The organism is Mycolicibacter heraklionensis, from assembly GCF_001021505.1.
GTDB classification, from domain to species: Bacteria; Actinomycetota; Actinomycetes; order Mycobacteriales; family Mycobacteriaceae; genus Mycobacterium; species Mycobacterium heraklionense.
This window is the reverse complement of the sequence record NZ_LDPO01000007.1, coordinates 176067-195295: the sequence shown is the minus strand read 5'-3', so window position 1 is coordinate 195295 and position 19229 is coordinate 176067. Positions and strand designations below refer to the sequence as shown.

Genomic DNA, 19229 nt, shown 5'->3' with positions numbered 1-19229 from the left:
CTTGTGGCGTCTCACGCTGCGTGTCCTATTCTCAGCTCGGTGTCATCTGCCGTCGATGACCATCTTGCCGTTCTCCATGTGCACCGCAACCGCTGCTGAGGGGCTACAGGTTGTGCCCGCTGAGCGTCAAAAGTACGTTGATGGTTTCTGTGCCGCTTGGGTGAAGGCCCGCCTGACGGTACAACGTTCCGACCGTTGTTCCTCGTGTAGTCCATTCATCGCTGGACATTTCCCACTGTTCGAGGGCGGCGCAGCGTTCGAAGATTCCGGAGACAGACCACATCTCGGGTGATGGCGGCGGTGGTTCCCGTACCAAGGTCTGTCCGCTCGGCGGCGGGGGACAGCCATTCACGGGCCGCACGAGAGTGTAGTCCCTGCGTGCGTGCATGGCGGCCAGGTAGCTGTCGATGTCAGCTCGGGGAGCTTTGAACGCCAGTGTGATGCTGGTGTCGGTCTCCATAGGCGCGTTGGTCTGGTGTGCGGTGGCTTCCAACGGAACCAGAGATGTTGGAAGGTATGCCCATTTGGCGGCACCGTTGATCTTCTGCACCGCGTCGTCGATGGGAATGTCCTGAGTCGATACCTTCGTGACGTTGTCGAAACCGCAAGCGGTCGGGACTTGGGCAACGAGAAGCGCGACCGTGATGGCGATCAAGCCCATGCGTGGCATTAGCGCACCGCGCCTTCAACCGTATGCACGCTACTGGACCCGGTTATGAGGAAGTCCTGCGCCAGTCCGGCGGTTTGAAGATCATGTGCCCAGGAGGAAATCTGTTGTGTTGTGCCAACCAGCGGGTACATCATTTTGGGTTGGCGTCCCGGGAAAGGTAGCCCACCGCGCGGCGCATCACCTCGGCTTCCTGCTCCAGGAGCTTGATCCGCTTGTGCGCCTCGCGCAGCTGCGCCGACAGATCACCATCGGCGGCCGCAGACCCGGGCCGGTCGACACCCTCGTCACGGTCGGCGATCTTGAGCCAGCGATGCAGGCAGGCCTCGGAGATCCCGAAATCCTTCGCGATCTGGCGCAACGGGGCCTCGCCCTTGCGGGCCACAGCGATCACGTCAGCACGGAACTCAGCAGGAAACGGCTTCGGCACGAGATTGATCCTTCCAGCAAGGACGAATCCTCACAGGTCAGGAATCAACCAAACCGGGGGCAGTCCCCCTGCACTTTCTCAAGTTCGGCTGCACCGGGACTGCACTTGTGCAGTAGATGTGAGACACACCAGGGAGAATGCGCAGGAGTCCGCCCGTGAGATACACAGGTATTGACAATTGCTCCGATGACCGCATAACTGACGGGCATGACTGCTGCCCGAAGAAACCTCTGCATCCTTTACGGTGTGATCGCGCTGGTGGCGCTCATCGCCACCTGGGCGCACAACATCCGCGTACTTCTCGGCCGGCGGAGGCCCGCTCGACTTCCTCGCCAGCTGTTTCGCCAATCACGCGGTCAGCTCCATGACCATCGACCTGACACTGGTCTCCATCGCAGCGCTGGTCGGCATGGTGGTGGAGGCACGCAGGATCGGCCTCAAGTACCTGTGGGTATACGTCTTGCTGGGTTTCGTCGTCGATATCAGCGTGGCCGTTCCACTCTTTCTCATCGCCCGGGAGCGGCGTCTGGCGCAGCTCTAGGACCTACGCGCGCTCCCCGCCACTGCCGAGTCGCGTAGATTCTTTGAGAATCAAGCCCAAGCATTCGACGAAAGCCATCATGCCCGAAGACCAGAGCGCAGACGTTCCACCGAATCAACTCTCCGTCGATCCGCGGAGCGCCTTCTATGACGAAGAGGTGCTCCGCCGTGACGTCGGTATTCGCTTCAACGGCGTCGAGCGAACCAATGTGTGCGAATACAACGTGGCCGAGGGTTGGGTGCGCGTCGAAGTCCCCACTGCGAAGGACCGCCGCGGAAATCCTATGGTCGTCAAGCTCAGCGGCACGGTTGAACCTTATTTCCGCTCAACAGAATAAGGGCTTCCCTGGAATACTGGCCGTGCGTGAGGCTCAAGCTGTAGGGGCTCGGGCCCATGCATCCCAACGCGTGCCATGCGGGCGGGGCGGTTCCAGGGGGATGGCGGGCGGTGCCCACCACGACCGTTCGACGGCGGGAGAGGGCTTCACCGGCTAACCGACGCGATAATGGCTGTAGACCATACTCTCTCGCTAACCTCGATATGTGCCGGAGTCACCGAAACCCCCGTCCGAGCGGCAGCGTCCTCGCGAAGATCGAGCCAGTTCTGAGGGCGGCGGCTCTCCCAGCCCGATCGTTCTCGATGTTGAGGGCTCCGGTGTCCAACCGCCGGTTTCCCCTCGGGTGCGTCGGCTGTTCTGGCTACTGGAGCGAGTCGCGCCCGCCATCGGGTCGCGCTGGGCGCTTGAGCTGTGGTGCACCCCACCGGTCCTCGAGTCCAGCCTGCGCATGCCGCCCGGCGTCCCACCCGGCGAGCCGCTGGAAGCGCACTGGGACGGGCACCGGATCGTCGGCGAGTCCTGGGGCGAGGGACCGCCGGTCTATCTCGTGCACGGCTGGGGCGGGCGCCGCCCCCACCTCGGCATGTTCATCAAACCGCTCGTCGAATCCGGGCACCGTGTCATCGCGTTCGACCTGCCCAGCCATAACGAGTCAGAGCCGGGCGTCCTCGCTCCCGGTCGCACCACGGCCATCGAGTGCGCCGAAGCGGTTGCCGCCATGATCCGGACACATGGGCCGGCCCGCGCGGTTGTCGCCCACTCCCTCGGTGCTAACGCGACCGCATTCGCGGCGTCCTGGGGCGCGACGGTCGGCCGGTTGGTGTTCCTCGCGCCGATGGGTGAGTTCCCGATCTACCTGGATCTGTTCGCGGCGCGCCACAACTTCGGCCGACGGATACGCGCCGGCCTGCATCGACGCCTGGAACGCCGTATCGGCATGCCGCTCGAGGACACCAATATGGTCCGGATCGCTGAGCGCACCGACTATCCGCCGCTGCTGCTCATCCACGACCCCGATGACCCCGACACTCCTTACGTGACGAGCGAGAAGGTCGTCGCGTCATGGCCAGGCGCACGCTTGATGACGACGGCGGGCCTCGGCCGGCTGGCACATTTCCGAATCTTGCGGCATCGCCCCGCGATTCGCGCGGGCGTCGACTTCATCGGACCCGCATCGGTGTGAAAAGCGCTTGGCCGCAAGGCCACCGCCTAAATACTGTAGTGCCGTAACCGCTGCAACCGCCGCATGCCGGCGGCGGCCACCTTCTCCGGGGCCGGGCGCAGCGCCTCCTCAAGACGTGCCCGAACGTCCGCGGTGTCGAGGTGCGTGCCAATCGCGACGAGGTGGCTGGCTCCCGCTCCGGCAGGCGCGGTCGCCACATGGACCGACGTCCCGACCACGTTAAAGAGGTAGTGACGCTTGCCGATCGCGACGGTGCCCTTGATCCGGTAGACCCCCTGCGGTGGCTGCTCCAGCAGGTCGATGAGCGGTCCCGGGTCAACGGCGCCATCTCCGACGACGGTGACCGAGGCCGCGTGCACGTGATCGTGGTGCTCGTCGTGACTGTCGAGGAGCAGCTCACGAAACGACATCTGCCCGGATTCCCCGCCGTCGCCGACGTCATAGAGCAACCGGGGATCCACGCGGCCGGCCACCGCGCCCACCACATGAGCGTGGGGATTGAGTTCGCGCACCCGGGCTTCAACGCGAGCAAGGGCCTCGTCGCGGGTGTCCTCGGGGATCCGATCCAGCTTGTTGACCACCACCAGGGACGCCACGCCGTAGCGCTGCGGCGGGGCAGCCCCGGTGTCGACGGTGTCAAAATGCTCCAACGCGTCGATGACGTCGACGACACCGCCGTGGCGTATCCGCTCCACCCCGCTGAACCGAATGACTCGCGATACATCCGCGGGTTCGGCCACCCCGCTCGCCTCGATGATGATCGCGTCGAGCGCCAGCTTCGGGTCGGCCAGCTTCTCCAGCGCCTCGTCCAGCCCGCCCTCATCCGGCAGGTGACAGATGCACCCACCGGCGATGGACACCGGCTCGTCGACTTGGCCCGTGACCAGGCCGGCGTCGACGTTGAGTTCGCCGAAGTCGTTGATAATGACCCCGATTCGCGCGCCCGGCGCCCGCAGCACATGGTTGAGCAGTGTGGTCTTGCCCGCCCCGAGGTAGCCCGTCAGCGCGATGACAGGAATAGCGGGCGCGTTGCGGTCGACCATCCGGCCATTATTGCGTTGAGCTGGATCCTGGCCGATGGGAGCTATGGCTGCCATCGACCATTTTGCCAATTCAATGGTAATCTGGTGCCATGACTGTCACGGTGGACCGACTAGGACGGCTAGTCATTCCTAAAGCGCTGCGAGTGGCGCTGGGAATCACCCCCGACACACAGCTCGAACTGATTCCCGACGGATCTGGTCTGCGGATTGAGCCCGTCCAGCGGCATGCTCGCCCGATCGAGACGCGAGACGGTCTTCCGGTACTTGGCCCGGTGGAGGGGGCGGTGCTGACCGATGACGATGTGCGCCGGCTTCGTGATGACATCCAACGATGACCTTTGGGCCTGCGACACCAGCGTTGCCGTCGCTGCGCTTGATTCGACCCACGAAGCCCACGCGGCCTGCCGCCAAGTCCTTGTGCAACGTCGACCCGCCCTCGCGGGCCACGCGGCGTTCGAGACGTATTCGGTGCTCACCCGACTCCCCCTCCCACTCCGCCTGAACGCAACTCAAGCGGCCCTGGTACTGGCGAAGGCATTCCCGGCCGAGTGTTGGCTCGACGCACCTGCGACCGGCGATCTGTTCGAGCGGCTTGCCGACCTCGGCATTGTCGGCGGGTCGGTCTATGACGCGCTCGTCGGTCAGGCCGCCTCGACGCATCGGCGCATCCTGCTCACCCGTGACCGTCGGGCGGAGCGCACATATCGTGCACTCGACGTGCAATACCAGTTCGTCGACTGACCAGCTCGCGCTCAGTTCGGCGCGTCTGAAGCAAGGTCGGACCCCTGCGGAAGACTGCGCCGCATGAGCAGGCGCAACCGAGAGAAGAGGGCGGCGAAACACAAGAACCGGCGCCGGACGCCCCCAAAGCAAGAGCACGCCGGCTTCGATGCCGGCCCGGACCGCGCGGCGCTGCTTGAAAGCCTCGTCGTGGCGTTGAGCGCGGCCGCTTCGTGTCCCGCCGACTACTTGCCGCGTCGTGCCACCGAACTGCTCGGCGAGTACCGGGGCTTCGCACGTGAGCTAGACGTGGCGGCTGACCTCGCGATGAACCAGGCCATCAGAGCGGCGTGGGAGCACGGCTGGCAACCGTCCGACTTGCACGAAGTCGCCCGTCGCCGGCTGAAGCCGGCCGAGGTGCGGTACCTCGACGAGGCCATCGTCGGAGAGTCTTGGCGGTACGCCGCTGCGACACTGCACCCGAAATGGCGAGCCGACATCGCCGGGCTCACAGGCAGCGTCGGGGGCGCAAGGACACAACCGCCACAGATGTGGCGGTGGGCGGCGTCGAACGCAACCGTTGTCGCGCGGTGTGGGCGGAGCGCCTCGGATTCGTCACCATCATCGGCAGCGAAACCGACCTCAACCTGGTCGAGCTGCTCACCACGTCGCTGCGCGTGCAAGCCAACGGAGCAATGCTCAGGGCCGGACGCGGCACCGGTGTGCAAGCACGGTCCAGGTCGTTTCGCCAGTCGTTTCTCGTCGCGTACGCCCAACGCATTGGCGAAAGGCTCGACAGCGCGAGCGCATCTGTCACCGCAGAGGTGAAGCGCGAGGGTCGACTGCTTCCCGTGCTGGCTGCTAACAGTCGGGCGACCGACGAACTCACGGAACGGCTCTTCCCGTCGACGGTGCCTCGCTCGGTGGCAGTGTCCAGCGGCGCCGGCTGGGGTGCCGGCCGCGTGGCGGCAGATATGGCAGTGCTCGACACACGCGATTCGATAGCGGGCTAGGTCGATCGGGCCCTGCGGCACGGTCCGCCTGCACCGCCCTCGACGACGCTCGTCGTGACCGTCTGCGCCGCTGGCATGGCGCCACGACCAAAGGCGTTCTGAGCGAACGAAAGACGCTAGACCTCCGCCGGGAACCAGAAGTCGAGCGTCTGCTCCACCCCGCCCCAGTCGATGCCCAGCCAGTCACCGAAGAAGGCTTCGATGTTGCCGAAGGCGCTGTAGAAGGACGCCACGAGTGAGTAGAACAGGCCCTCCCACCAGCCGCTGTCGATCAACCCGTGGGGCCACGCGTTGAGCCAGGCGCCGAACTGGTCGAAGTCGCCGGAGATGTTGATGTCGGTGAGCATGCCGTCGGTGGTCGCCGTGTGGTTGGCCACCTGATCGGGTGTGAGCCCCAGGTACATCATGTGTTCGTAGAAAATCCCCAACGCGGAGGTCGAGGTGGGGTCGGCGACCGGGTCGCCCGGGATCGTGTACACGGTGGTGGTGAACGCGTCGGTCGGGGTCTGGACGCCGGACAGCAGAGCGGTGTCGAAGAAGTCGCCGGAGGAACCGTCGAAATCGGGGATCTCGGTGCCGGAGCCCACCGGGTTGCCGATGAATACGAAGTGCAGTAGTGCCGGGTCGATGCCCTCGTGGGCCAGCTGGGCCATCGCGATCGAACCGGCCGTCGCACCCTGCGACCAGCCGAACACCCACAGCGGGTGATCGGCGTCGTAGGCGTCCGGGTTGGCGGCGAGCTGGGCGTGCACCTCCCGCACGATCTCCGCCGCTCCGACGAAGCTGCTGTGGCCCTGCTGAACCAGTGCGGGGGTGGACAGGAGTAGCAGCGGCGCGTCACATCCCGCGGATCCGACCACGCAGGCTTCCGGGTCGTCACCGAGGTCGAAGCCCAGCGGCCGCAGGTAGAGATCCGCCGCGGTTTCGGCGAAGGTCGCCGACGGCGTCGACAAGATCGTCGGACCGACGAAGATCGCCGTGTCGGCCAGCAGGCTCACGTCGACGTGGGTGGCGTGAACCACCGGTGCGGCGAGCACCCCGCCGGCCACGGTGCTGGCCACCGCGAGCGGCGCCAAGGCCTTGGTCAGCGTCACGGGGTGCCCCTTCAGCACTAGCTAAAAATCACGAGAGTAAAGCCAAAGCTAAACCTGAGGGCGATCATGGCAGGGGCGCCCGGCGCGAGTCAATGGACCGCTTTAGGTCGTCGGGAACCAGTAGTCCAGGGTTTCCTCGACCCCGCCCCAGTCCAGGCCCATCCAGTCGCCGAAGAAGCCCTCGATGTTGCCGAAGGCGCTGTAGACAAACGCCACAGCCGAGTAGAACAGGCCTTCCCACCAGCTGCTGTCGGCCAGCCCGTGGCCCCACGCGTTGAGCCAGGCGCCGAACTGGTCGAAATCCGTAGAGATGTTGATGGTGGTGAGCATGTCGTCGGTGGTGGCGGTGTGGTTGGCCACCTGATCGGGGGTGAGCCCCAGATACATCATGTGCTCGTAGAAATCGCCGTACGGCGAGGTGGAGGTGTGGTCGGCGTTGGGGTCACCGGGGATGGTGTAGATCGTGGTCGGGAATGCGTCGCTGGGGGTCTCCTTGCCGTACAGCATCCAGGTGTCGGAGAAGTTGGTGTGCGCCGAGCCGTCGTCCTCGATATTGGGATATTTGCCGTCCGGAGCGGTCGGGTCGCCGATGAATACGAAGTGCAGCAGCGCCGGGTCGACGCCGTCGTGGGCCAGTTGCGCCATCGCGATCGAGCCGGCCGTGGCGCCCTGCGAGTAGCCGAAAATCCACAGCGGGTGCTCGGCGTCGTAGGCGTCCGGGTTGGCGGCGAGCTCGGCCTGTACCGCCCGCACGATCTCGGCTGCACCGAAATAGCTGCTGTGGCCGACCTGGATGAGGGCGGGGGTGGTCAGCAGCTGCAGCGGCGCGTCACATCCCGCGGACCCGACCAGGCACGAGGCAGGGTTATCGCCGACGTCGAAGCCCAGCGGCCGCAGGAAGAGGTCCGCCGCGGTCTGAGCGAAGGTCGCCGACGGTGTCGACAAGACCGTCGGACCGACGAAGATCGCGGTGTCGGCCAGCAGGTCGACGTCGACGTGCAGGTCGACGCTGGCGTGCGCGGCGTGCACCACCGGTGCGGCAAGCACACCGCCGGCGACGGCGCCGACGATCGCGATCGGTGCGACGAGGTTGGTCAGCATCACTGCGCGGCTCCCATTCGTTGAGGCTTCGCCACCACCGGGGGTTCTTCGGCGTTTCTTTACTAGCTCATACAGACACCTTAGGGTGCTCGGCATGAACGCAACCAAGGTTTTCGCGCCGCTCGCTGCCGCGAGCGTGATCGCGGCCGGCGTCGTCGGAACCCCCGTCGTCCAAACGGCGCACGCGTACCAAGTAGCCCTGCTGTCGGACACTGCGATCTTCGTCGGCGGGACCATGTTGACCACGCCGTCGGCGGCCTTCGCTCAGACCGCGGCCGACCTGTTCCTGCAGCCGCTGGGTTTCGACGCCGGCGACGACGCGACGGTGTGCGTGATCGGCTCCGCCGGCTGCGATTCCGCGCTGCAGGTGCTGACCACCCCGCAACTCATCCTGCAGGGGCACAGCAGTTTCGCCGGGGCGGCACTGATCGTCCAGGCGGTGGAGGCCGAATTTGCCGCCAACCCCGGCGCCTACGACGCCGAGCACCCGCTGTGGATCTTCGGCTACTCGCAGGGCGCCACGGCCGGCTCGATCGCGATGGCCCAGTTGGCCCATGACGGTGTCATCCCGTCGGGGGCGTTGCACTTCGTTTTCATCGGTGATCCGTCCAGTACGACCGGCGTGTGGTCGGATCCCTCCGGCGCCACCGACACCTCCGACCTTTACCCCCTGCTGAACGGTTTCCATACCCCCAACGACGCCTTCACCACCACCATTTACGAGTTCCCCGGTGACCCCGTTGCCGACTACGTGTCGAACTCCATGCTCGGCTTGCTCTGGGAGCACGTCATGTACTTGGGCCTCACGCCGGAAGAGGTCGCCAACCACACCCTCAGCACCGACGGGTTGATCACCAACATCGACCTCTCCGGTGACATCGACGAGTTCAGCACCTGGATCAGTGCGCTGACAAGCGGCGGGCTGATCGAAAGTGGTGTGTTCGTGGGACTGTTCAACTCGATCGTGGAGATGATCTACAACGCCTTCGGCAAGATCGAGGAGTTCTTCACCGACTGGATGGGCATCGACTGGGGCGGTGTCGAGGACACCCTCGACTACTGGTTCCCGCTGGTCTAGCGCGGTTACCGCGCGCCCGACGGCATCGGCCGAAACACCTGCAACGCGCGGTAGCACGCGGTGAATTCGGCTTCCTCGCAAGCGGTGTCGACCTCTCCGTCGTGAGCGATCGGTACCGGTCCGTCGACCGCGGTGAATCGGAATTGCGGTACCCGCAGCTCGTGGTAGAGCCGACTGCGCTGCAGTCGACCGGTCAGCAGCGCCGCCAGGATCCGCAGCGTGGACCACGGCCGGCCGGTTTCCAGGATCCGCACGTCCAACAGCCCGTCGTCCATCCGGTGCCGCACGGCCGGCGCGAAGCCGTCGGGCTGATACGCCGAGTTGCCGAGGAAGAACAGCGACGTCTGCAGTGTCTTGTTGTCGTAGGCGATGCGCACCGGCTGTTCGCGCCGCAGTGTCATCAGCATGGCGTAGGCGCTGGCGACGGGCTTACCGAGCTTGCCCTGCAACCGTTCTCGGCGACGAACAAACGTCGGGTAGGCGCCGATGCTCACCGTGTTGATCACCGTGGTCTCGGAGTTGAACCGCACCACGTCCACCCGCGACAGGCTGCCGTCGGCGACGGCCCGGATGGCCTTCGCGGTGGTGTCGCAGCCGATGTCCTTGGCGAAGTGGTTCAGGGTGCCACCCGGAAACACCGCCAGCGGCAGGTCGCGTTCCACCGCCACGTGCGCCGCGGTCGCGACCGATCCGTCGCCGCCGGCGATCGCCAGCACCTCAGCGGAATCGGCGGCGCGGCGCAACGACTCCGCCAGGTCGTCGTCGGGGCCGAGCTCGACGAGGGTGACGGCAGGCAGGGCTTTGCGCACCTGGGCGGCGACCTCGCCCGCCCGCCCGGCGCCGGAATCCGGATTGACCACCAACGTCACCCCGGCGCCGTCGGGGCGTGTGGGGGAGGGGAGTCGCAGCGCAGCGGCGTGCGGCGTCGGCGGGGAGGCAATCGGCGGCACCAGCTTCGCCCCGACCACCGCGACCGACGCGCCGATGCCCAACCCGGCCAGCACATCCCCGGGATAGTGGACGCCGGTGGCGATCCGGGACAGGCCGACCAGGCCGGCCAGCCCGGCGATGGGCAGGCCCAGCAGGGGGTTCTCCAGGCCGACCCCGGTGGCGAACGCCGCCGCGCTCGCGGAGTGACCGGAGGGCAGCGAATTCGACAACGGTAGGCGGCGGGCACGACGCAGCAGGGGCACCAGCGCGATGTTGGGGCGCGCGCGATGCCGGATCCGTTTGACCACTTGGTTGGTCACCAGGCTGGTCAGCGCCAGGCTGGCCACCCCGCGGGCGGCGGCGCGCTGGGTGGCCGGGCCGCCGGTGACGGCCATGGCGGCCGCGAGAGCCAGCCACAGTTTGGAGTGGTCGGCGGCGCGGGTGAGTACCGGCATGGTGGTGTCGAGCAGTCGGCTGGGCGACTGTGCGATCGCCTCGAACACCTCGGCGTCGAGCTTGCCGAGGCCTTCGGTGATCTGACGCAGACCGGAACGTCGGCGCGGCAAGGGCGCCATCGGCAGCTGACCCACGGCAGTATTCCTCCGTCCAGCGGCGCCGCCGCTGGCGCCGTACCGCAGCTCTATACCCGTTTGACGGTGGGGAGACTCCCCGCCACCGCGGTCCATGAGAAACTCTCATGGTTTTCTCCGGTTCGTGCGCAGGGCCCCTCGGCGCGAGCGCTCACAGCACCGGTGATCGAGAGGAACCGACTGTGAACGAGCGACCTGGCGCAGTACTGGAGCAGCAGACCGGGGCGGGCGCCGGCCCGGGCCTGGGGTGGCGGCCCACCACCGCGCCGGCCGCGTTCGCCCCGGACGACATCGCCGACATCATCGGCTACCTGCGCCACCCCGTTCATGTGGTGCGCGAAACGGCCACCGGAATGCTGGGCCTGGCCCTGGGCGGCGAGTTGGTCGGCGCCGGGGAATCGGAATTGTCCCTGGTGGGAACGCTGCCCCCGATCTACCCCGAATGGCTGGGGGACCGCGAGTTCTGCGAGGCACACGGCGTCCGCTTCCCCTATGTCACCGGAGCGATGGCCAACGGCATCGCGACACCGGCGCTCGTCATCGCGATGGCCGAGGCCGGGATGATGGGCTTCTTCGGTGCGGGCGGGCTGTCCTATGACGCGGTGGAGCGGGGGCTGGACGAGATCCAGACCGCGTTGGCCGGCCGGCCCGGGCTCGCCTGGGGAGCCAACCTGATCCACTCGCCCAACGAGGTCTCCCTGGAGACGCGCGTCGCCGAGCTGTTCATCGCGCGCGGTGTTCCCGTCGTCGAGGCCTCGGCATTCATGAAGCTGACGCCCGCGGTGGTGCACTACGCGCTGTCGGGCCTGGACACCGATCCGGCCGGCAACATCGTGCGCCGCAACCACGTGATGGCCAAGGTGTCGCGGCCCGAGGTGGCGCGCATGTTCATCGAGCCGGCGCCGGCGGCGTTGGTGTCGGCCCTGGTGGCGGCCGGAAAGCTGACCGAGCGTGAAGCCGAGCTGTCTCGCTACGTGCCGGTGGCCGAGGACATCACCGTCGAATCCGACAGCGGTGGACACACCGATAACCGGCCGCTGCCGGCGCTGTTCTCCGAAATCGCCATGCTGCGCGACTCGCTGGCCCAGCAGCACGCGTTGAACTGCCGGGTGCGGGTGGGCGCGGCGGGTGGTCTCGGCGCCCCGCAGGCGGTCGCCGGCGCCTTCGCGATGGGCGCGGCCTACGTGCTGACCGGGTCGGTCAACCAGGCCTGCGTGGAGTCGGGGCTTTCGGCGCCCGGGCGCGCCATGCTGGCCACCGCCGGGATCGCGGACGTGATGATGGCCCCCGCCTCGGACATGTTCGAAATGGGCGTCAACCTGCAGGTCCTCAAGCGGGGAACGATGTTCGCCCCCCGCGGCAAGAAGCTCTACGAGTGGTACGCGGGCAACCCCGACCTGGCCAGCGTGGTCGCCAAGCACGGCCCCGAGCTGGAAAAGATCCTGGGCACCACCGTCGCCGAGGTGTGGGCGGACACCCAGCGGTACTGGCAACAGCGTGACCCGGCGGTGCTCGAGCTGGCCTCGCGGGATCCGAAGTACCAGATGGCACTGGTGTTCCGGTGGTATCTGGGGCAGTCGAGCCGGTGGGCCATCAGCGGCGTTCCGGAGCGTGTGCTGGACTACCAGATCTGGTGCGGCCCGGCCATGGGCGCGTACAACAGCTGGGTGGCCGGCAGCCACCTGGAGCCGTGCGAGAACCGCCAGGCCGTCCAGGTGGCACTTAACTTGCTCGAAGGTGCGGCGCAGGTGACCCGCGCCAGCGCGGCCCGCTCCTGCGGGGTGCCCGTTCCGGCCAAAGCATTCGCCTACAGCCCGCGGCCGCTGGCTGTCTGACGCGGTCGTCAAATGCGCTGACGGGGCATGTTCTGGCTGTTCAGCGGCTCCCCGCCGTAACATTTCGGCGGACGACTGTAATGCATGCGGGAGTCTGGGCCGGGCATCTCGCCGTGTGATGGCTGCAACACTCTGATATGGTCCCGGCAGCGTCTGGCCATCGGGATGATCAGCGGACCCCCAGCTGCGATTAAACGTCTCTGATGGCAAAACTTAGGCATTCGATGCTTTGCGTCAAGGCCGCTCTTAAGGAGACCTGTGGTAGCCAAACATCCACCTGTCGCAGTGGTCGGCGTCAGCGCACTGTTTCCCGGGTCCCCGGAAGCCGAGCGATTCTGGCGCAACATCGTCGAGGGTGCCGACCTGTTCTCCGACGTACCGGAGTCGCACTGGCGGATCGACGACTACTACGACGCAGATCCTCGCACGCCTGACAAGGTATACGCCCGCCGCGGGGGGTTCTTGCCCGCCATCGACTTCTCGCCGATGGATTTCGGCATTCCGCCGAACGTGGTGCCCGCGACCGACACCGCCCAGTTGTTGGCGTTGCGGGTCGCGCAGCAAGTGCTGGAGGACTACGCCGGCGGCGACATCTCCGGCATCGATCGCGAACGAGTCAGCGTGGTGCTGGGCTCGTCCGGCGGCACCGAGATGTCGGGCTACATGAGCGGTCGCCTGCACCGGCCGATCTGGGAACGCGGCCTGCGCGCCGCCGGCCTCTCCGACTCAGAGCTGGCCGCATTCAGCGAACGCGTGGCGTCGGGCTACACCCCCTGGCAGGAGAACACCTTCCCGGGCCTGCTCGGCAACGTCATCGCCGGACGTATCGCCAACCGTTTCGATCTCGGCGGAACGAACTGCGTCGTCGACGCCGCGTGCGCCAGTTCGCTGGCCGCGATCGAGATCGCGCTGCACGAGCTGTACCTGCGCGAGGCCGACATGGTGATCGCCGGCGGCGTCGACGCCTTCAACGACATCTTCATGTTCATGTGCTTCGCCAAGGTCACCGCACTGTCGCGCACCGGCGACTGCCGGCCGTTCTCCGACCAGTCGGACGGCACCATGCTGGGTGAGGGCCTGTCGATGCTGGCCCTCAAGCGCCTCGACGACGCGGAGCGTGACGGCGACCGGATCTACGCTGTGATCCGCGGCATCGGCACGTCCTCGGACGGACGGGCCAAGAGCATCTACGCCCCCAGCCCGGATGGTCAGGCCAAGGCCCTGCGCCGCGCCTACGAGGCCGCCGGCTACGGACCGGAAACGGTCGGACTCGTCGAAGCCCACGGCACCGGCACCAAGGCCGGCGACGTCGCCGAGTTCACCGCCCTGCGCCGGGTATTCGACGAGTCGGGTCGGGCGGACCGCCAATGGTGCGCCGTCGGGTCGGTCAAGTCCCAGGTGGGGCACACCAAGGGAGCCGCCGGAGCCTGCGGCCTGTTCAAGACCGTGATGGCACTGCACCACAAGGTCCTCCCGCCGACCATCAAGATCGACCGGCCCAACCCCGGGCTGGAGATCGAATCGTCGCCGTTCTACCTGTCGACGCAGACCAAGCCGTGGATCGCCGACCAGAACGTGCCGCGGCGGGCGTCGGTCAGCGCGTTCGGCTTCGGTGGTACGAACTTCCACATCACGCTCGAGGAGTACGCCGGCGCCGGCAAGCACGCACCGCGCTACCGTTCCTGGGACTCCGAGCTGGTGGTCCTCGGCGCGGACTCCGCCGCGGCGCTGGCTGCGCAGGCGGGGGAGCTGGCCGCCTCGCTGGTCGACTCGCCGGACATGCTGAGCTACCTCGCACGCAGCACCCAATCGGCGTATGACGCCAGCCAACCGCACCGCCTCGCCGTCGTCGCCAACGGTGTCGAGAGCCTGCGCGCGATGCTCGGGGAAGCTGCGGCGAAGCTTCAAACACCCAGCGGGGAGACGTCATTCAGCTCGCCCAAGGGCTACTACTACTCCTGCCGGCAGGCCGGCCCGGTCGCACTGCTGTTTCCCGGGCAGGGCAGTCAGTACGTCGGCATGGGTGCCGACATCCCGCAACTCTACGAACCGGCTTTGGCGCCTTGGGAACTCGCGCGGGCCGGCCTGCTCAACGCAGACCGAGACCTGCACGAGGTGGTCTGGCCCAAGACGGCGTTCACCGAGGAAGACCGCGCGGCTCAGGCCGCCGAGCTGACCAAGACCGAATGGGCGCAGCCGGGTATCGGCGCGCACAGCTTGAGCCTGCTGTCCGTCGTCCGCTCGCTGGGCATCGCGCCGGTCGCCGTCGGCGGTCACAGCTTCGGTGAAGTAAGCGCGCTGTGCGCCGCCGGAGTGATCAGTGACGACGTCGCGCTGCTCATCGCCCGGGCACGCGGTGCGCTGATGGCCCAGGCCGCCGCCAGCAGCGACGGAGCGATGTGCGCGGTGACCGCCCCCGCCGAGCAGGTCAGCAGACTTCTCGGCGAGTGGGGTTTGTCGGTGGTCATCGCGAACCACAATGCCCCCAACCAGGTCGTGCTCTCGGGCGACAGCGCGGCGATCGCCGATGCCGCGCAGCGCTTCAGCGCAGCGGGCATGAACGCCCGGCTCCTCGACGTCGCCACCGCCTTCCACTCCGAGATCGTCAGCTCGGCGGCGGCCCCGTTCGCGGCGTACCTGGCGGGCATCCCGTTCGGTGTGCCGCAGGTGCCGGTGTACGCCAACGCAACAGCGCAGCCGTACGTCGGCAGCGCTGACCAGATGCAGGTCACGCTGGCCAACCAGATCGCTCAGCCGGTGCGCTTCGTCGAGCAGATTCAGGCGATGTGGTCCGCCGGCGCCCGAACCTTCGTCGAAGTCGGCCCCGGCAGCGTGCTCACCAACCTCGTCGGCAAATGCCTGGCCGGCCAGGACCACTTCGCGGTCTCCCTGGATGCCAAGGGCAGGAATGGGATTCGATCGCTGTGGATGGGGCTGGCGCAGCTCGTCGCCGCCGGCGTCCCGATGAACTTCGAAGGCCTGTGGGCGGACTACCGCCACGGCGACGATCCACGCACCCGCCCGGCGCCCAAGCTGACGATGAAGCTCACCGGCACCAACTTCGGCCGGCCCGACATCAACGACGAGCCGGTGTCCCGGCCCGCTGAGAAGTCCGAAAAGTCTGTGAAATCCACCCCCCGCAGTGACCACAACGGACACGCGACCGTATCGGAGCCCACCATGACAGCTGATCCATTCGTTCCCGCCGCGAACGGGTTGCCGGCACATGTCCCGACGCACGTCCCGGTGCCGGTTCAGGCCGCCCCGGTTCCGATGGTCACCACGCCGCTGATGTCCGGGCCCGGAGCCGAGATGGTGACGCACATGGTCGGCGCGCTGGGCAGCATGCAGCAGACCATCGCCCACCTGCAGGGCCTGCTGCAGACCCTGGTTTCCAGCACCGGCCTGACCCCGATGCCGGTCACTCAGCTGGCTTTCCCCGCCGCAGCCACGGTGGCGCCGACTCAGCCGGTCGCTCCGTATGGCGTCGCGACCCCGCCCGCTCCGCCGGTGGCCGCTCCGCCGCCCGCGCCGCCGGCGGCTCCCGTTGCCCACGTCAGCGCCCCGCCCGCACCTGTGCCTGCCGCACCTGCGCCGGTGGCCGCTCCTGCTGCGGTCGCGACCATGCCGGCGCCGCCTGCGCCAGCGCCTGTTGCGGCCGCCCCCGCTCCGGTGGTTGTCGCGCCCGCGCCGGCTGCGCCGGTGGCCGCACCGGTGGCCGCACCGGTTTCGGCCGCGCCGGCGGTGGGTGTGGATTTGGTCGGGGACATGTTGGCGGTGGTTGCCGAGAAGACTGGTTATCCGGTGGAGATGCTGGATTTGTCGATGGCGCTTGAGGCGGATCTGGGGATCGATTCGATTAAGCGGGTTGAGATTTTGTCGGCGGTGCAGGATCGGGTTCCGTCGTTGCCGGAGGTGGACACGGCGACGATGGCGGCGTTGGTGACGTTGCAGGAGATCGTCGACTATCTGCAGTCGCTGCTGGGTCCGGCGGCTGCGCCTGTTGTGGCCGCGCCGGCCCCGGCTCCGGTGGTTGTCGCGTCTGCGCCGGTCGCGCCGGCGGTGGGTGTGGATTTGGTCGGGGACATGTTGGCGGTGGTTGCCGAGAAGACTGGTTATCCGGTGGAGATGCTGGATTTGTCGATGGCGCTTGAGGCGGATCTGGGGATCGATTCGATTAAGCGGGTTGAGATTTTGTCGGCGGTGCAGGATCGGGTTCCGTCGTTGCCGGAGGTGGACACGGCGACGATGGCGGCGTTGGTGACGTTGCAGGAGATCGTCGACTACCTGCAATCACTGATAGGTTCACCACCACCGGATTTGGTGGCGCCCAACGGATTATCGGCAGGTGATCGCGCCCCTTTTGAGTTAACCGGAGCGGAGGTGGCGCGCTACGCGGTACGCGCCACCGCCGCTCCGGTGAGCGGGATGGGCATGCCCGGCCTGTATGCCGCCAAGACCGTCGAGATCGTGACGGCCGAGGCAGCCGAGGACGGGCTGACGGAGACGGCCGAGGCCCTGGCCGCAGTTCTGCGCACCCACGGCATTCGCGCGGTGATCGTGGCCAAACCCAGCGCCGACGCCGAGGCGGTCATCCATCTCGGCGGACTGCGGCCAATCGCCACTCGTGCCGAGGCGCTTGCCCTCAATCGGGTCCTGTTCGCCGACGCGCACTGCGTCGCAGCGCAGTTCGCAGAGCGCGGCGGTGTCTTCGTCACCGTTCAAGACACTGGCGGTACGTTCGGTCTGCTCTCCGATCCCGGCCTGCGGGCCTGGTCGGGCGGGATCGGCGCACTGGCTAAGACCGCCGCGCAGGAGTGGACCAGCGCGCAGGTCAAGGCGATCGACATCGCCGTGGGCCACCGTTCCCCGCTCGTCATCGCCGAGCAGATCGCCGACGAGGTCCTGGCCGGTGGAGTGGAACTCGAAGTGGGCCTGGGTAGCTCACACGGACGGACCACGGTCGTCGCGGACGCGCAGCAGGTGACCGCCCGCACGCACCGCATCGGTCCGCAAGACGTGATCGTGGTCTCGGGTGGCGCTCGCGGGGTGACCGCCGGTTCGGTGATCGCCCTGGCGCAGCAGACCCAGGCCGCTTTCGTGTTGATCGGGCGCACCGAACTCACCGACGAGCCGCCGGAGGCGCAGGGGCTGACCACAGATGCGGAGCTCAAGCGGGCGCTGCTCGCCAGCGCTGCGGCTCAAGGGCTCAAGGTCACCCCGAAGCAGCTGGAGCAGCAGGCGCAGCGCATCCTGGCCGACCGCGAGGTGCGGGCCAGCCTGGCCGCGCTGACGGCGGCCGGTTCCCGGGTCCGCTACGCCGCCGCCGATGTCCGGGACGCCGCGCAGCTGAGTGCGCTGCTGGACAGCGTGCGAAGCGAGCTCGGTCCCATCACCGGCCTGGTGCACGGTGCCGGCGTGCTGGCCGATGCGCCACTGCACAAGAAAACCCTCGACGGGTTCGACCGGGTCTTCGAGACCAAGGTCGGCGGCGCCTGCGCGCTGCTGGATGCGACGGCCAACGATGCGCTCAAGGTGATCTGCCTGTTCTCGTCGGTGGCCGCGCGCAGCGGAAACGTCGGTCAAAGCGACTACGCCATGGCCAACGAAATCCTCAACAAGGTGGCCCTGGCAGAACAGGCTCGTCGCGGCCCGTCCTGTTTGGTGCGGGCGTTGGGTTGGGGCCCTTGGGATTCCGGAATGGTAACGCCGGGCCTCAAAGCGATGTTCGAGTCCCGTGGCATCTCGTTGATCCCGCTCGCCGACGGCGCGCGTGCGTTCGTCGCCGAGGTCCTCGACGGCGAGACCGGCAGTTCCGAGGTGACCCTGGGCGACGGTGTGCTGGCTGGGCTGCCCACGCATCCGATACCGCCGGAGGGCCGGGTCGCGCGGGTGCTCGCTCACGTGGCGCAGCAGCCCTACCTGCTGGACCACCGGGTCCAGGGCAATGTCGTGTTGCCCGTCGTGCAGGCGCTCGAATGGTTCATCCGGATGGCCGAGGCGTGCCGGCCCGGCTACCACGTGGATCGGGTGCTCGACCTCAGAGTGTTGCGTGGCGTGACGCTCTACGAGTTCGAAAGGCACGGCAACCCCCTGCTGGTGCGTTGCGTGCCCGTCGAGGATCGGCCCGAGCTGTTGACGTTGACGCTCTCCGACATCGAGGACTCGACCGCGTACTACTCGGCCAAACTCGAGATGCGTTCGGGCGCAGCCGTCGTCCCGAGCGCCCCGGCGTCGACACCAGGCAACCGCAGGCTGGACCGCGAAGCCTGCTACACCGGTGGGGCACTGTTTCACGGAGCGGCATTCCAGGTGCTCGACAGCATGGATTGCGCCGAGACAACCGCGACGGCACAGCTGTCCGGATTGACGTCCGTGGGCTGGGTGGGGGAGGGCTGGGCGACGGACCCCGCCGCCGTCGACGGATGCCTTCAGGCGGCACTGGTCTGGAGCTACGAGCTGCTCGGCCGCAATGTCCTGCCGCTGCGGGTGGGCGAGATCGTGCGCTACCGATCCGGTGCGCTCAGCGCCGGCCTGCGGTGCGTCCTCACCGGCGGGGACGCGAAGACCAGCCGCGCCGTCTGCGACCTCGATCTGATCGACGCCGACAACCAGCTGGTGCTCAGTCTCAGACGACTCGAGTTGTATCCGTACGGCGGCTGATTCG

The 19229-nt window shown here is 67.4% G+C and carries 14 protein-coding genes and 1 pseudogene; 9 read left to right on the top strand and 6 right to left on the bottom strand.

The window, feature by feature from the left end; genetic code table 11:
• Positions 1-103: 103 nt before the first annotated feature.
• Both ABW16_RS11110 and ABW16_RS11105 read right to left on the bottom strand, forming a co-directional pair.
• Positions 104-661 carry a hypothetical protein gene (locus ABW16_RS11110; RefSeq protein ID WP_047319214.1) on the bottom strand — a complete coding sequence of 186 codons (558 nt, stop codon included), beginning with the start codon at positions 659-661 and terminating at the stop codon, positions 104-106.
• A gap of 125 nt (positions 662-786) precedes the next feature.
• Positions 787-1097: pseudogene (locus tag ABW16_RS11105) on the bottom strand (transposase); the annotation flags it as partial.
• A gap of 364 nt (positions 1098-1461) precedes the next feature.
• On the opposite strand from ABW16_RS11105, the gene ABW16_RS11100 reads away from it, so the two are divergent.
• From ABW16_RS11100 to ABW16_RS11090, 3 genes are all read left to right on the top strand, one after another.
• Positions 1462-1638: a DUF2834 domain-containing protein gene (locus ABW16_RS11100; RefSeq protein ID WP_233424742.1), complete on the top strand. Its 177-nt coding sequence runs from the start codon at positions 1462-1464 to the stop codon at positions 1636-1638.
• A 79-nt stretch (positions 1639-1717) separates the two neighbouring features.
• On the top strand, positions 1718-1975 hold the full coding sequence (locus ABW16_RS11095; protein ID WP_047319212.1) for a DUF3297 family protein: 258 nt from the start codon (positions 1718-1720) through the stop codon (positions 1973-1975).
• A gap of 292 nt (positions 1976-2267) precedes the next feature.
• Positions 2268-3158 carry an alpha/beta fold hydrolase gene (locus tag ABW16_RS11090; protein WP_047319256.1) on the top strand — a complete coding sequence of 297 codons (891 nt, stop codon included), beginning with the start codon at positions 2268-2270 and terminating at the stop codon, positions 3156-3158.
• 26 nt (positions 3159-3184) lie between these two features.
• Here ABW16_RS11090 and ABW16_RS11085 read toward each other — a convergent pair whose 3' ends face one another.
• The gene (locus ABW16_RS11085) at positions 3185-4201 is read right to left on the bottom strand and encodes a CobW family GTP-binding protein (RefSeq protein ID WP_047319211.1); all 1017 of its coding nucleotides are present in this window, start codon (positions 4199-4201) and stop codon (positions 3185-3187) included.
• Positions 4202-4290: 89 nt separating this feature from the next.
• Here ABW16_RS11085 and ABW16_RS24345 point away from each other — a divergent pair, with 89 nt between their 5' ends.
• The 3 genes from ABW16_RS24345 (at position 4291) to ABW16_RS27180 (ending at position 5934) form a co-directional block, all read left to right on the top strand.
• A complete protein-coding gene (locus ABW16_RS24345) occupies positions 4291-4536 on the top strand; it encodes an AbrB/MazE/SpoVT family DNA-binding domain-containing protein (RefSeq protein ID WP_082134059.1) in 246 nt (81 codons plus the stop codon).
• Positions 4496-4942: a type II toxin-antitoxin system VapC family toxin gene (locus ABW16_RS11080; protein WP_233424741.1), complete on the top strand. Its 447-nt coding sequence runs from the start codon at positions 4496-4498 to the stop codon at positions 4940-4942. Before ABW16_RS24345 ends, ABW16_RS11080 begins: the two co-directional genes overlap by 41 nt.
• Positions 4943-5478: 536 nt before the next feature.
• Entirely contained in the window at positions 5479-5934 is a 456-nt protein-coding gene (locus tag ABW16_RS27180; RefSeq protein WP_233424740.1) for a hypothetical protein, read from the top strand.
• A 116-nt stretch (positions 5935-6050) separates the two neighbouring features.
• Here the strand turns inward: ABW16_RS27180 and ABW16_RS11070 are convergent, their stop codons facing one another.
• Positions 6051-7028 carry a PE-PPE domain-containing protein gene (locus ABW16_RS11070; protein ID WP_047319254.1) on the bottom strand — a complete coding sequence of 326 codons (978 nt, stop codon included), beginning with the start codon at positions 7026-7028 and terminating at the stop codon, positions 6051-6053.
• A gap of 102 nt (positions 7029-7130) precedes the next feature.
• Positions 7131-8129 (bottom strand): PE-PPE domain-containing protein, encoded by a 999-nt coding sequence (locus ABW16_RS11065; RefSeq protein ID WP_047319210.1) that lies wholly within the window; start codon positions 8127-8129, stop codon positions 7131-7133.
• Positions 8130-8223: 94 nt separating this feature from the next.
• Between ABW16_RS11065 and ABW16_RS11060 the strand changes: the two genes are divergently transcribed.
• Positions 8224-9207: a PE-PPE domain-containing protein gene (locus ABW16_RS11060; protein ID WP_047319253.1), complete on the top strand. Its 984-nt coding sequence runs from the start codon at positions 8224-8226 to the stop codon at positions 9205-9207.
• A gap of 5 nt (positions 9208-9212) precedes the next feature.
• On the opposite strand, the gene ABW16_RS11055 is transcribed toward ABW16_RS11060, so the two are convergent.
• Positions 9213-10712, bottom strand: a complete 1500-nt coding sequence (locus ABW16_RS11055; RefSeq protein ID WP_047319252.1) for a bifunctional phosphatase PAP2/diacylglycerol kinase family protein — start codon at positions 10710-10712, stop codon at positions 9213-9215.
• Between the two features lie 197 nt (positions 10713-10909).
• On the opposite strand from ABW16_RS11055, the gene ABW16_RS11050 reads away from it, so the two are divergent.
• On the top strand, positions 10910-12562 hold the full coding sequence (locus ABW16_RS11050; RefSeq protein WP_233424739.1) for a PfaD family polyunsaturated fatty acid/polyketide biosynthesis protein: 1653 nt from the start codon (positions 10910-10912) through the stop codon (positions 12560-12562).
• A 258-nt stretch (positions 12563-12820) separates the two neighbouring features.
• On the top strand, positions 12821-19225 hold the full coding sequence (locus ABW16_RS11045) for a type I polyketide synthase (RefSeq protein ID WP_082134057.1): 6405 nt from the start codon (positions 12821-12823) through the stop codon (positions 19223-19225).
• Positions 19226-19229 lie beyond the last annotated feature (4 nt).

What these genes read in the sequence shown, in the direction of transcription:
- ABW16_RS11110 (WP_047319214.1), bottom strand. Translation starts at nt 661, where the DNA reads ATGGGCTTGATCGCCATCACGGTCGCGCTTCTCGTTGCCCAAGTCCCG.
- ABW16_RS11100 (WP_233424742.1), top strand. Translation starts at nt 1,462, where the DNA reads ATGACCATCGACCTGACACTGGTCTCCATCGCAGCGCTGGTCGGCATG.
- ABW16_RS11095 (WP_047319212.1), top strand. Translation starts at nt 1,718, where the DNA reads ATGCCCGAAGACCAGAGCGCAGACGTTCCACCGAATCAACTCTCCGTC.
- ABW16_RS11085 (WP_047319211.1), bottom strand. Translation starts at nt 4,201, where the DNA reads ATGGTCGACCGCAACGCGCCCGCTATTCCTGTCATCGCGCTGACGGGC.
- ABW16_RS24345 (WP_082134059.1), top strand. Translation starts at nt 4,291, where the DNA reads ATGACTGTCACGGTGGACCGACTAGGACGGCTAGTCATTCCTAAAGCG.
- ABW16_RS11080 (WP_233424741.1), top strand. Translation starts at nt 4,496, where the DNA reads ATGACGATGTGCGCCGGCTTCGTGATGACATCCAACGATGACCTTTGG.
- ABW16_RS11065 (WP_047319210.1), bottom strand. Translation starts at nt 8,129, where the DNA reads ATGCTGACCAACCTCGTCGCACCGATCGCGATCGTCGGCGCCGTCGCC.
- ABW16_RS11060 (WP_047319253.1), top strand. Translation starts at nt 8,224, where the DNA reads ATGAACGCAACCAAGGTTTTCGCGCCGCTCGCTGCCGCGAGCGTGATC.
- ABW16_RS11055 (WP_047319252.1), bottom strand. Translation starts at nt 10,712, where the DNA reads ATGGCGCCCTTGCCGCGCCGACGTTCCGGTCTGCGTCAGATCACCGAA.